This is a genomic window from Brucella sp. JSBI001, assembly GCF_026014005.1.
GTDB classification, from domain to species: domain Bacteria; phylum Pseudomonadota; class Alphaproteobacteria; order Rhizobiales; family Rhizobiaceae; genus Brucella; species Brucella anthropi.
In genome coordinates this window covers 30,971-44,110 of the sequence record NZ_CP110339.1, presented here as the reverse complement: position 1 = coordinate 44,110, position 13,140 = coordinate 30,971, and the positions used below count along the sequence as shown (strand labels likewise).

The following is a 13,140-nucleotide window of genomic DNA, read 5'->3' as shown; positions in this document are numbered from 1 at the left end:
TTTCGGAATCATGCTCCGGAACGGGAGCGAGCTTTCATGATGTAATAAGAATGCATTTCCGGCTTCCGATTGCAAGGGGCCAAGTGCCCGCAACTACAACGAAAATCGGCTCCTCCCAAATGTTCAGTTCCCTCCCTTCCATGATGGTGATTTCTTCGCAAAAAAGGCCGCGATTCCCTCCGCGGCCTCTGGCGTTTCCCATGTATCGGCAAGACGGGTCAGCGTCATTTCGATGACGGCCTCGTCTATCGGCGCGCCCAGCGCATGAACCAGCCTCTTGGAGGCGGCAACCGCTGCAGGCGCGGTGGCAAAATAGGGTTTGATCTCCACCTCCACCGCCGCATCGAGACGTTCCGCCTCGACCACGTCATGCACCAGCCCGATCCGCCGTGCTTCCTCGGCATCGAACAGTCGCGCCGAAGTGAATGTGCGCAGCGCATTCGCCTGACCGATGCGCGCTACCACATAGGGGCTGATGGTGGCCGGTATCAGACCGAGCTTGGTCTCCGTCAGCCCGAAGCGCGCGCCGGATGCAGCGATGGCCGCATCGCAGACGCTGATGAGGCCGACGCCGCCGCCATAGGCCTGCCCGTTGATGCGCCCGATCAGCGGTTTTGGCAAATCGCGCAGCGCTTTCAGCATGAGGGCGAGCTCGCGCGCTTCCTCAATGCGCTGCGCGCGTGTGGCTTTGACCTGTTCCTGCATCCATCCCAGATCACCACCCGCACAGAAACTTGTGCCATTGCCGGTCAGGACCACGAGGCGCACGGCGTCATCATCCGCCAGATGCAGCGTCGCCGTCAGAAGCTCATCGATCATCCGACCGGACAGCGCATTATGCTGCTCCGGACGGTTGAGCGTCAGTGTCGCGACGCCGCGTTGATCTATCGCAATCTGGATCGTCTCAAACGCCTTCATGCGGCTTTGTCCTGACGCAGCGCCTGCGCGAACAAGGCCGCCGATCTAAGCTTGTCCAGATTGAGGCCGGTTTCAAAACCCGATCCATGCAACATTTCGACGACGGAGACCGTATCGACATTGCCCTTGGCGCCCGGCGCGAAAGGACAGCCGCCGAGACCGCCGACCGAGGCATCGAACACGCGCAAGCCCTTCTCCAGACTGACGCGGATATTGTCGAGGGCCCGCCCGCCCGTGTCGTGATAGTGGCCGGCAAGGCTGTGCGCAGGCGCAATGGCCAGCACGGCATCCAGCATGGCTGCCACCTTGTCCGGCGTGCCACGCCCGATCGTATCGCCGAGGCTTACTTCGTGACAGCCGAGCGAGAAGAGCTGTTCGGTCACATCGGCAACCGCTTGCGGGGCCACCGGCCCATCATAGGGGCATTCCACGACGCAGCTCACATAGCCGCGAATGGCCAGACCATCATTGATCGCAGCACCGATGACCGGCGACAGCCGCTCGATGCTCTCAGCAATCGTGCAATTGATATTGGCTTTCGAAAAGCCTTCCGAGGCGGAAATGAAAACCGCAATCTCGTCAACATTTGCAGCGGCAGCAGCTTCATAGCCCTTCATGTTGGGCACCAGTACCGAATAGCGCACGCCATCAGCACGGCGAATCCCGGCCATGACTTCTGCGGCATCCGCCAGTTGCGGCACCCATTTCGGGCTGACGAAACTCGTTGCCTCGATGCGGGCATAGCCGCAATCCGACAGGCGGTCGATCAGTGCGACCTTGTCCGCTGTCGGCACAAACCGCTTTTCATTCTGCAGGCCATCACGCGCAGCCATTTCAACGATTTCTACGTGTTCAGCCATGTTCTTCCTCCAGTTCTACAAGAAGGATGCCTTCATTGACCTGATCGCCCGCTGCAACAGTTACGGACGAAACCTTGCCGTCGCGCGGCGCGGTCAGTGACAGTTCCATCTTCATCGCTTCCATCGTTACAAGCGGATCGCCCTTGGCGACGCTTGCCCCCTCCACGACGGAAACCAGTCGCACTAGTCCCGGCATCGGTGACAGGATACGGCTTTCGCTCGAAGCATCCTCTTCCGCGCCAACAGACTGCACATGATGAAATATGGTGTCGCGACCTTCGAGTTGCACCGCCACATCATGTCCGATGCGCACGACCGACGCCTCTGAAACACGGCCATCGACAGCAAAGCGAACCAGCCCGTTTTCATGGAAACGGATTTCGATAGTGCCGAAAGCAAAGCCGAAATGCCTGTCGCCCATGGTCGTGAAGCTGACCGTGTGGCGCTCGCCATGATGATCGATCAGAACCGAGCGCGATGCCTCACCCCAAAGCCGGAACCCGCGCAGGCTCGACCATGGATCACCTTGGGGGTCGCCGATCACTGGCGCGTCCAGAAGATCGAGCGCGCCGAGTGCAGCCAGCGCAAATGCGATATCCGAAGGCTGCTTATCGGCGAAAAGCGCCGCCGTCTCGCGTGCAATCAGGCCGGTATCGACATCACCGGCGCGGAAAGCTTCGAGGTTGCAAAGCGCCGACAAAAATTGGCGATTGGTGACGAGGCCCGCAATCCGGGTCTTGTTCAGGCTCGCATCAAGCCGGTTCAGTGCCTCATCGCGCGTTGCACCATGGGCGATGATCTTGGCGATCATCGGATCATAGAACGGCGTGATCGTATCGCCGGTTCGCACACCGGAATCGACACGTGCATTTTCAGGCGGTGCGAACAGAGCAAGCTTGCCGGTTGCAGGCAGAAAATCCCGCGCCGGATCTTCCGCATAAAGCCTCGCCTCGAAAGCCCAGCCGTTTATGGAAAGTTCGTCCTGACGTTTCGGCAGCGCTTCGCCGGAAGCAACGCGCAATTGCCATTCGACAAGGTCGAGGCCGGTGATCGCTTCCGTAACCGGATGCTCAACCTGCAGGCGGGTGTTCATTTCCATGAAGAAGAAGCGGTCCGGCCGTAGCCCTTCCGAAACATCGGCGATGAACTCCACCGTGCCCGCGCCGCAATAGCCAATGGCCAAAGCCGCCTTCACCGCAGCCTCACCCATGGCGGCGCGCATTTCCGGGGTCATGCCGGGCGCAGGTGCTTCCTCGATTACTTTCTGGTGGCGGCGCTGCAGCGAACAATCGCGCTCGAAGAGATGCACCGCATTGCCATGACTGTCGCCAAAGACCTGCACCTCGATATGGCGCGGCTTGGTCATGTATTTTTCGATCAGCACAGCGCTATCGCCGAAAGAGGCTTCCGCCTCGCGGCGCGCGCTGTCCAGCGCCGCCGCGAAATCAGCGGCCTGATCGACACGGCGCATACCCTTTCCGCCGCCGCCCGCACGCGCCTTGATGAGCACGGGATAGCCGATCCGGTCCGCCTCGCTTTTGAGGAAGGATCCATCCTGATTATCGCCGTGATAGCCCGGAACGACAGGCACGCCTGCCTTCTCCATCAATGTTTTGGCGGCATCCTTCAACCCCATGGCGCGAATGGCTTTGGCCGATGGGCCGATGAAGACAAGCCCCGCCGCCTCGACAGCATCCACGAAACCGGCATTTTCGGAGAGAAAACCGTAGCCCGGATGGATCGCCTCTGCGCCGGTTTCCTTCGCAGCCTTGATGATCGCCTCGACATTCAGATAGCTTTGCGCAGAAATGGCAGGGCCGACGCGCACCGCCTCGTCAGCCATTTCCACATGGAGTGCTTGGGCGTCGGCATCGGAATAAATTGCGACGGTGGCAATACCCAATTCCCGCGCCGTGCGAATGACCCGGCAGGCAATTTCTCCGCGATTGGCAATCAGTATCTTTTTGAACATCTGACGGCCCTTTTACATTCTAAACAAGCCGAAACGCGTCGGCTCGACCGGCGCATTCAGCGTGGCAAAGAGCGACAAGCCAAGCACTTCGCGGCTCTTGCGCGGATCGACGATGCCGTCATCCCAAAGCCGCGCCGAGGCATAAAGCGGATGGCTCTGGCGCTCGAACATCTCCAACGTCGGGCGCTTGAACTCCGCCTCCTCATCCGCCGACCATGTGCCGCCGGTGCGCTCGATCCCGTCGCGCTTGACGGTTGCCAGCACGCCTGCCGCCTGTTCGCCGCCCATCACCGCAATGCGGCTGTTCGGCCAGGTCCACAGGAAGCGCGGCGAATAGGCCCGCCCCGCCATGCCGTAATTGCCCGCACCATAGGAAGCGCCGATCAGCATGGTGATTTTCGGCACATTGGCCGTCGCCACCGCCGTCACCAGCTTTGCCCCATGCTTGGCGATACCCTCCGCTTCATATTTGCGCCCGACCATGAAGCCGGTGATGTTCTGCAAAAACACCAGCGGAATGTTGCGCTGGCAGCAAAGCTCGATGAAATGCGCGCCCTTCAAGGCCGCTTCGGAGAACAGTACGCCATTATTGGCGATAATCCCGACCGGCATGCCGTAGACGCTGGCAAAACCGCAGACCAAAGTGGTGCCATAGCGCGCCTTGAACTCATCGAAATCCGAACCGTCGACCAGTCGTGCAATCACTTCGCGCACATCATAGGGAATGCGCGTATCGGCGGAAACGACGCCCAAAATTTCTTCCGGATCATAAAGCGGGGCAGCGCCATCGCCTCTTGGGATAAACTCACGCTTCTCGCTGTTGAGATTGGCTGCAATGGCGCGCGCGATTTGCAATGCATGGGCGTCGTCATTGGCCAGATGATCGGCCACGCCGGAAAGCCTTGTGTGCACATCGCCGCCGCCGAGGTCTTCCGCGCTCACCACTTCGCCGGTTGCGGCCTTCACCAGCGGTGGACCGGCCAGAAAAATCGTGCCCTGATTGCGCACGATCACCGTCTCGTCGCTCATGGCGGGCACATAGGCGCCGCCCGCCGTGCACGACCCCATGACCACGGCGACCTGCGGAATGCCCGCAGCCGACATCTGCGCCTGATTATAGAAAATGCGTCCGAAATGGTCGCGGTCCGGGAACACCTCATCCTGATTGGGCAGATTGGCCCCACCGGAATCGACCAGATAAATGCAGGGCAGGCGATTTTCGCCCGCGATCTCCTGCGCCCGCAGATGCTTTTTCACCGTAACCGGATAATAGGTGCCGCCCTTCACCGTCGCATCGTTGCAGACGATCATGCAGTCGCGGCCCGATACCCGCCCGATGCCGGTGATAATCCCGCCCGAAGGAGCCGCGCCGCCATACATGCCATGGGCTGCCGTCAGCCCCACTTCCAGAAAGGGCGCCCCCGGATCGAGCAATTGCGCCACGCGCTCGCGAGGAAGCAGTTTTCCACGCGAAACATGGCGTTCGCGCGCTTTCTCACCACCGCCATCAAGTGCAATCTGGGAAGCTTCACCCACCACGTCGATCGCCGCCAGCATCGCCTTGCGGTTGGCCTCGAAGCTGGCGCCGCGCGTCGAGATTTCCGATTTCAGAACCGCCATCAACGGGTCTCCTGAAAGAGTTCCCGTCCGATCAGCATGCGCCGGATTTCCGATGTGCCCGCACCGATCTCATAGAGCTTCGCATCGCGCAAAAGGCGGCCCGTCGGATAATCATTGATGTAGCCATTGCCGCCGAGAGACTGGATCGCCTGCAGTGCCATCTGCGTGGCATTTTCAGCCGTATAGAGAATGCAGCCCGCCGCATCCTTGCGCGACGTCTCGCCCCGGTCGCAGGCCGCCGCCACCGCATAGGTGTAGGCGCGCGAGGCATTGAAGGTCACATACATGTCGGCAAGCTTGCCCTGCATGAGCTGGAACTCGCCAATCGGCTGGTCGAACTGCTTGCGCTCATGCACATAGGGCACCACGACATCGAGACAGGCCGCCATGATGCCGAGCGGACCACCCGCCAGCACCACGCGTTCATAGTCAAGACCGGACATCAGCACATTGACGCCCTTGCCTTCTGTCCCGAGCAGGTTTTCGGCAGGCACTTCACAATCCTCGAACACCAGTTCGCAGGTGTTGGAACCGCGCATGCCAAGCTTGTCGAGCTTCTGCGCGGTCGAGAACCCCTTGAAACCTTTTTCAACGATGAAGGCGCTGATGCCGCGCGGGCCTGCTGCCGGATCGGTCTTGGCATAGACTACCAGCACATCGGCGTCCGGGCCGTTGGTGATCCACATCTTGTTTCCGTTGAGAACGTAACGGTCGCCGCGTTTCTCGGCGGCAAGTTTCATCGAAACGACATCGGACCCCGCGCCCGGCTCGGACATGGCGAGCGCGCCGACATGCTCGCCGGAAATAAGTTTTGGCAGATATTTCGCGCGCTGCTCGGGAGAACCGTTTCGCTTGATCTGGTTGACGCAGAGATTGGAATGCGCGCCATAGCTGAGACCGATGGAAGCGGAAGCGCGGCTGATTTCTTCCATCGCGATACAATGGGCCAGATAGCCCATGCCAGCGCCGCCATATTCTTCGGGCGCCGTAATGCCGAGTACGCCAAGCTCACCCAGTTCACGCCACAGACGCATGGGAAATGCATTGTTGCGGTCGGTTTCAGCGGCCAGCGGCGCAATGCGGCTTTCCGCAAAACGGTGCACCGTATCGCGAAGGGCTTCGATCTCCTCGCCAAGACCGAAATTCATGCCCGATGCAAACATACTCGTCCTCCACAAGTTCTGCTCGGTGTCCATCTTTTGCAAGACGGCTATGTTCCGGCCAGAGTGTCCCGTGGCGGCCAATTAGGCAATGGCTTTGCGTGGCGTTCTGTGGCTATTTATTACCGGATAACGAAATTTTGTTGCGTCCGTTACCCGGCAACTCCAAGCAATTGGAGGGTGATCAAATCAATCCTCATGAAGCGCGGCAATATCGCGATAAAGCTCCAGCGCTTCGGGGTTTGCCAGCGCCTCGCGATTCTTCACATCGCGCCCATGCACGATATCGCGCACGGCAAGCTCCACGATTTTTCCCGACTTGGTGCGCGGAATATCCCGGACAGCAACGATTTTCGCCGGAACGTGACGCGGCGTGGCGCCGGTGCGAATCTTGGTTTTGATGCGCGCCTTGAGGTCGTCGTCCAGCCTCACACCTTCGGCGAGCCGCACGAACAGCACCACCCGCACGTCATTATCCCAATCCTGCCCGATGCAGAGTGCCTCGGCGATCTCCGGCATCTGCTCGACCTGATTGTAGATTTCTGCCGTACCGATACGCACGCCGCCAGGGTTGAGTGTCGCGTCCGAACGACCATGGATAACAATGCCGTCATGCTCGGTCCATTCGGCAAAATCGCCATGGCACCATATATTGTCGAAACGCTCGAAATAGGCGGCCTGATATTTCGCGCCTTCGGGATCGTTCCAGAATTGCAGCGGCATGCAAGGGAATGCCTTCGTGCAGACCAGCTCGCCTTTCTCACGGCGCACCGGCTTGCCGTCATCGTTCCAGACGTCGACGGCCATGCCAAAGCCCGCGCCCTGAATTTCGCCCAGCCAGACCGGCTCCGTCGGAACGCCCAGCACGAAACAGGACACGATATCCGTACCGCCGGAAATGGAGGCGAGATGCACGTCCGGCTTGATCGCTTCATAGACAAAGGCAAAGCCTTCCGGCGACAGCGGCGAGCCGGTCGAGGAGACAGTGCGCAGTGCCGAAAGATTATGTGTCTCGCCGGGCTTCAGACCGGCTTTCAGCACCGCGTCGATGAATTTCGCCGAAGTGCCGAAATAGGTCATGCCCTCGGCGGCGGCATAGTCGAACAGCACATTGCCATCGGGATAGAAGGGCGAACCGTCATAGAGCAGAAGCGTGGCGCCGGAGGCGATGCCGGAAGCCAGCCAGTTCCACATCATCCAGCCACAAGTGGTGAAATAGAAGAAACGGTCGCCATCACGGATATCCGCATGCAGGCGGTGTTCCTTCAAATGCTGCAACAGCACACCGCCCGCGCGATGCACGATGCATTTCGGAATGCCCGTCGTGCCGGACGAAAACAGGATACAAAGCGGATGATCGAAGGGGAGCCGCGTGAACTCGACGTCTTTGGCCTTGAACGGTTCCAGAGCCGCATCAAGCGCAATGCCCTTTTCAGCGCGGTCAGCAACGGCTTCCGCTTCGCCGAGATAGGTGACAATGACCGCACGTTTCAGCCCCGGCAGCTTTGCCGTCACTTCTGCTATCTTGTCGGCAACGTCAATGCGCTTGCCATTATACCAGTAGCCATCGCAGGCGAAGAAAAGCTTCGGTTCGATCTGGCCAAAACGGTCGAGTACGCCCTGCACGCCAAAATCCGGTGAGCATGAAGACCAGACCGCACCGATGGACGAAGCGGCCAACATCAGGGCCACCGCCTCCGGCATATTGGGCATCATGCCCGCCACACGGTCGCCCGGCTGAACCCCCTCCGCCAGCATGAATTGCTGCAGTTTCGAGACCAGCGCGTGAAGATCGTCCCATGTCAGGCGGCGCTCGATCTTGTCCTCACCGCGAAAGACGATGGCTTCCTCGCCACCCTCATGGCGCAACAGGTTTTCGGCAAAGTTGAGCCGTGCCTCGGGGAAGAATTTTGCGTCACGCATATGGCCTTTATCGACAAGGGCTGGTTTGCCACGCTCGCCGATAACCTCGCAGAAATCCCACACAAGCTGCCAGAATCCGGCGCGATCCTCGACCGACCAGCGATGCAGCGCGGTATAATCCGGCAGGCTCAAGCCCGTGCGCTGTTCTGCGCGAATACGGAATTGCTCCAGATTGCTGGCGGCGATGCGCCCCGCATCCGGTTGCCATAGCGGATGGTCATGCGAAAACTGCGTGGGGACTGCGTTGGTGCTCATCATTCCTCCCAGAACCATGTGGAATTAGACCCTCTCCCGATCAACTCCGACACGAGTTTCTAAAAGAGAGTTTCCGATACGTCCATGCTTTTCCCGTGACTTGGCTATCAAAGGCTCATCCCTTGTGTTGCCCTGCACTCAATTGTGATTGCCGGACAGGCAGGCAGAACCTAGCCTGCACCTTGCTTTATGGGAAAGCGTAACATAACTACAGCCCGCGTCGGAGTTCATCCTGATGTCCTTCGGTGCAAACGAAATATCCAGTTCTCAGGGCGGGGCGAAACTCCCCACCGGCGGTAACGGACCAAGTGTCCGAAGCCCGCGAGCGCCTGACACGTCTGCCGTGTCAGGGTCAGCAGATTCGGTGCAATTCCGAAGCCGACGGTCATAGTCCGGATGAGAGAGAACGAGGTTGGAATCATGCTCGGCTGGACGGCTTGCCGTCTTCGTCCTGCAGTCTTTCATCCCGTACCCTGAGGTAACAGGCTTGCCAGAGCAAGTTCCGCCTGAAGCGGAACGCTCTGTCCATTTGTTTTGCCGCATTTATGCGACGTCAAATGTTTCCATTTGGCTGCAAAATGCTCCGAAGGAAGAAACCGTTGAGCCAACTTGCCTCTTCGCCAACTTTGAAACCGACCATACGCGGAGCAGCGCTGATGGTCGCAGCCTGTTCGGCCTATGCCGCCGTCAATGTCGCCACCCAATGGGCGGGAACGCGTACCGGTATTCCCTCCGTCATCATCGCCTTCTGGCAATATGTGATCGCGCTGGTACTGACCTTGCCCCTGCTCATTCGCGACGGCACGAGAGCCTTGCGTACCAAGCATTTCGGTCTTCACGTCATTCGCGTCGCGCTGGCTGCCGCTGGCGTACAGGTCTGGATTTATGCGCTGACCCATGTGCCGATCTGGCAGGTGGTCGCGTTGTCCATGACGTCGCCATTCTTCGTCATCCTGTGCGCACGGCTCTTTCTGCAGGAAAAGGTCACGCCGGCACGGCTGCTGACCACATTCACCGGCTTTATTGGCGCGCTGATCATCATCGCACCCTGGTCGGATTCCTATACGGTCTATTCGCTCCTGCCGATTCTGGCCGCAGCGTTGTGGGCGGGCTATTCGGTGATGACCAAATATCTGACCCGTTTCGAAAAGCCCGCCAGCATTTCGGCCTATATGCTGGTACTGCTCACGCCCATCAACGCGGCACTCTGGCTGGCATCCGGCTTAAGCATGTCCGCAATCACCGCGCCGGGCGTCGAAATCTGGTCCATATTGATCGTCATCGGCGCATTCACAGCTCTCGCCCAATATTTCCAGACGGCAGCTTATTCGATAGCGGATGCGGTCTATCTGCAACCGTTCGATGACCTGAGACTGCCGATCAACGTGATCTTCGGCTGGATCGTGTTTGCAGCAGCGCCAAGCATCAACTTCTGGCCGGGAGCGGCCCTGATCATCGGCGCATCGCTCTATCTGATGCGGCAGGACAGCGGTACGTCGCGCACCGCCTGATCGATCCGGTGAGGATGCCTGCCTATCGGGAGACAGGCAGGCCGTTTTGCGTAGAACCAGAAAACCCGCTTGAGCCTTCCGATCTGCTGACCCATGCGTCAATTCTTTTCACCAGCCAGCGGTAAACGGGATTTTCGAACAGGTGGTAAGAGGCAATGGCAGTCAACACGCTTGCAAGAACACCTGCAGCGATGAGCAGGACCGCGCCTGCCGTCGCCTCGCCCCATCGTTCCGGAGCAGCTTTGAAGAAAACCATTCCGACCGCAGGATGGAGAATGAAGATGCCGAAGCTGTAACGGGAAAGCCTTGTGAATCCGCGCCATTGCAGCGGTGTATAAATGCCCCGAGTGGATGCGGCATAAAGCACATAGACACCCGCATAGAGGAAGGCCAGCCGCCAGGGGCCTTCAAGCGTGTGCGGTTCGTCCGGCCCGTTTGCCGGGTGATAGAACAGAAAGACAATCAGGCAAGTGGCAAGCAATGCCTTGATTGCCGGTGCCGGCATCGGTGGATGTTCCCGGCGAGCAAGCCACATTCCAAAGACAAAGGAAGGCAGGGCTCGCAAGACCCCGGCATCGGACAATTGAATGCGTGTGAGTGACAATACGCCAAGCTGTTGCGCCAGATAATCACCGCCCACGGCTGCAGCCATCACACCGACGAGAACCCAGCTCCCGAAACGACGGCACAACATATCGAACAGCGGAAAAGCGAGATACATGGCTAAAAGGGCACTCAGCGACCAGCTGACATAATTGTAGGACAAGGTGCGCCCCAAACCCCAATTATGAATCAGCAGTAACTGGGTCAGCCCGTCTCGCCAGCTCATGCTGGGTTCGACCAGAGGATGCAGAATTCCCGCTGCTGTCAGGACAGAAAGAAGCGCGAAACAGGAGAAGGTCACCACGTGCAGCGGATAAATCCGCGCGAGCCGCTTCCCAACGAAAGCTACATAACGCGGCCAGCTCCAGAGATAATTTCGTCGCCTCGCCAGAAATAATCCAGACACAATAAAAAAGAACGTCGGTAAAATAAGCAAATGTTAATATAAAGAATTCAAAATCTCATTATTTACCGGAACCCGGAAAGAAAAATGGAAGATTGCGATTCCTATACATAATAAAAATCACAACCCATCAAAATCTTGGATTCTTTTCATTTAAAAACACTGGAACTACTTCACACAATTTCTGTTTAGCAATTTTTTAGGAATTGTCGAGTGCAACTTGAGCGTGAAATAGCGCGATCATGCTAATTTCAATGAGAGCGTCAGTCCGCTGCTGCAAAATGTTCCATCTGGTCGGTAAAGGCCTTCTGGAATGCAGGCCGTGCCGTCGCGCGCCCGACATAGGCCCGGCAGACCGGATGCTGCACCAGACCGTCGAAATGATCGACCAGACGCAATACGTCGGCCATCAGAATATCGGCAACCGAAAACTGATCCGTCAGCCATTCGCGACCTGACAGCGCCTGCTCCATGTGCGCCAGCCGACCGGCAAGGAAGCTGTCCATGAGCTGACGCCCCGGTGTCTGCTCCTCATCACCGGTGAATTTATAAAGGGCGAGCGGCAAGGCGGCCATTTCGACCGAGTTCAACGCCGCAAACAGCCATTGTATGACCTCGTTGCGTGCCCTCGGATCGGGCGGCAACAGCGCATCGCTCTTCTCGGCTATATGAAGCAGGATGGCGCCGCTTTCGAAGACCGACATATCACCGTCGATCAGCCATGGCACTTGCCCGAAAGGCTGATGGGTGAAGTGTTCCGGCCCGCGATTCTTGAATGGAACGCCTTCGACACGATAGGGCAATCCGGCTTCTTCCAGCGCCCAGCGCACGCGAAGATCGCGGACGAAGCCACGCGGCATTTTGGGAACCCAGTCGAATGTCGCCAAAATCATCTCTGTCATGGGAAATGACATAGCGCTTGGACAGGCTTTGTCCACCGATAGCCATTGTGCCGACCGATGATGGTGTCCGTTCTGGTTACTTGAGAAGAAACATTTGGTGGAGCCAAGCGGGATCGAACCGCTGACCTCCTGCATGCCATGCAGGCGCTCTCCCAGCTGAGCTATGGCCCCATCAGACCTCTTTCGAGGCGCATCAGGCAGGACTTGCTGCCCGGTGTGGCGGCTTATTAAATGGCGTTTGTCAGAAGATCAAGAGCTAAATCGCAACTCTTTTCACATCTGTCGAAAATAATTCACAGATCACGCCGAAGCCTCATCCGGGATATGCTCCAAACGCAGCGAGGCGACCCGAAGGTCGCCTCGCAAAAGCATCCGGTCTTGATCTGTGTAACAGATCAGCCTTCCTCGTCTTCACCGCCGACGCCGCCGCCGAGAATGCCCGACATGTCGTCGTCCTCGTCTTCCTCTTCTTCGAGGAAGGTGTCTTCATCGTCGTCGCCGAGATCGACATCGTCGTCGTCCATATCCGGCAGGTCGTCGCCGCTGCCCTTGGTTTCGTCGTCGGCATCCTCGAGAGAGACGAATTCCGGCTTTTCGAGTGCCGTATCCAGTTCTTCCTCTTCGGTTTCCTCTTCGACAACGCGGCTTTCAAGCGTGGAGTCGAAATAGGAACGCGGATAGGAAATGCCGGTGTAAGGCGAAACGATCGGGTCGCGATTGAGATCGTAAAATTTCTTGCCCGTTTCCGGGTCGATACGCTTGGTACCAAGTTCAGCTTTTGCCACGTCTAGCCTCGTTAATTCGCACGGGGACACAAATTCATAAAATCGCGCCGGAATGCCTGCCTTGAAGCATATAGCCCTTCACCATGCTGTTCATGGAGCCATATGGCAAGGGGCAAGTCTTAAGCGCGTTTATATTGTTGTCCGGTGCATAAACGCAATTTGGCGCGTTTGTCAAAGCCAAACGCAAAGGGATGTGCAGACTCTTGGCTCTCCCTCCTGATTATGGGT

At 58.3% G+C, this 13,140-nt stretch carries 9 protein-coding genes, 1 tRNA gene, 1 pseudogene and 1 riboswitch; of the genes and pseudogenes, 1 reads left to right on the top strand and 10 read right to left on the bottom strand.

Annotated elements, in window-relative coordinates:
• Positions 1–123 precede the first annotated feature (123 nt).
• The 6 genes from LJ361_RS00195 to LJ361_RS00170 all read right to left on the bottom strand — a co-directional run bounded on the left by LJ361_RS00195 (position 124) and on the right by LJ361_RS00170 (position 8,708).
• Positions 124–918 (bottom strand): crotonase/enoyl-CoA hydratase family protein, encoded by a 795-nt coding sequence (locus tag LJ361_RS00195; RefSeq protein ID WP_010657847.1) that lies wholly within the window; start codon positions 916–918, stop codon positions 124–126.
• A complete protein-coding gene (locus LJ361_RS00190) occupies positions 915–1,778 on the bottom strand; it encodes a hydroxymethylglutaryl-CoA lyase (protein ID WP_010657846.1) in 864 nt (287 codons plus the stop codon). Before LJ361_RS00190 ends, LJ361_RS00195 begins: the two co-directional genes overlap by 4 nt.
• Positions 1,771–3,750: an acetyl/propionyl/methylcrotonyl-CoA carboxylase subunit alpha gene (locus tag LJ361_RS00185; protein ID WP_264812336.1), complete on the bottom strand. Its 1,980-nt coding sequence runs from the start codon at positions 3,748–3,750 to the stop codon at positions 1,771–1,773. Before LJ361_RS00185 ends, LJ361_RS00190 begins: the two co-directional genes overlap by 8 nt.
• Before the next feature lie 12 nt (positions 3,751–3,762).
• Positions 3,763–5,370, bottom strand: coding sequence for a carboxyl transferase domain-containing protein (locus LJ361_RS00180; protein ID WP_010657844.1), 1,608 nt, complete (start codon positions 5,368–5,370; stop codon positions 3,763–3,765).
• Complete coding sequence (locus LJ361_RS00175) at positions 5,370–6,518, bottom strand: isovaleryl-CoA dehydrogenase (RefSeq protein ID WP_029375834.1); 1,149 nt, start codon at positions 6,516–6,518, stop codon at positions 5,370–5,372. Before LJ361_RS00175 ends, LJ361_RS00180 begins: the two co-directional genes overlap by 1 nt.
• Positions 6,519–6,719: 201 nt before the next feature.
• Positions 6,720–8,708 (bottom strand): acetoacetate--CoA ligase, encoded by a 1,989-nt coding sequence (locus LJ361_RS00170; RefSeq protein ID WP_264812334.1) that lies wholly within the window; start codon positions 8,706–8,708, stop codon positions 6,720–6,722.
• 259 nt (positions 8,709–8,967) lie between these two features.
• A riboswitch (FMN riboswitch) is annotated at positions 8,968–9,120 on the top strand.
• Positions 9,121–9,364: 244 nt separating this feature from the next.
• Here LJ361_RS00170 and LJ361_RS00165 point away from each other — a divergent pair.
• Positions 9,365–10,219: a DMT family transporter gene (locus LJ361_RS00165; RefSeq protein ID WP_010657841.1), complete on the top strand. Its 855-nt coding sequence runs from the start codon at positions 9,365–9,367 to the stop codon at positions 10,217–10,219.
• Between the two features lie 22 nt (positions 10,220–10,241).
• Here LJ361_RS00165 and LJ361_RS00160 read toward each other — a convergent pair.
• The 4 genes and pseudogenes from LJ361_RS00160 to LJ361_RS00145 all read right to left on the bottom strand — a co-directional run bounded on the left by LJ361_RS00160 (position 10,242) and on the right by LJ361_RS00145 (position 12,912).
• Positions 10,242–11,327: pseudogene (locus tag LJ361_RS00160) on the bottom strand (acyltransferase family protein).
• 161 nt (positions 11,328–11,488) lie between these two features.
• Positions 11,489–12,127 (bottom strand): glutathione S-transferase family protein, encoded by a 639-nt coding sequence (locus tag LJ361_RS00155; protein ID WP_010657839.1) that lies wholly within the window; start codon positions 12,125–12,127, stop codon positions 11,489–11,491.
• Positions 12,128–12,222: 95 nt separating this feature from the next.
• Positions 12,223–12,298: transfer RNA gene (locus LJ361_RS00150), tRNA-Ala, on the bottom strand.
• Between the two features lie 224 nt (positions 12,299–12,522).
• On the bottom strand, positions 12,523–12,912 hold the full coding sequence (locus LJ361_RS00145) for a TIGR02300 family protein (RefSeq protein WP_010657838.1): 390 nt from the start codon (positions 12,910–12,912) through the stop codon (positions 12,523–12,525).
• Positions 12,913–13,140 lie beyond the last annotated feature (228 nt).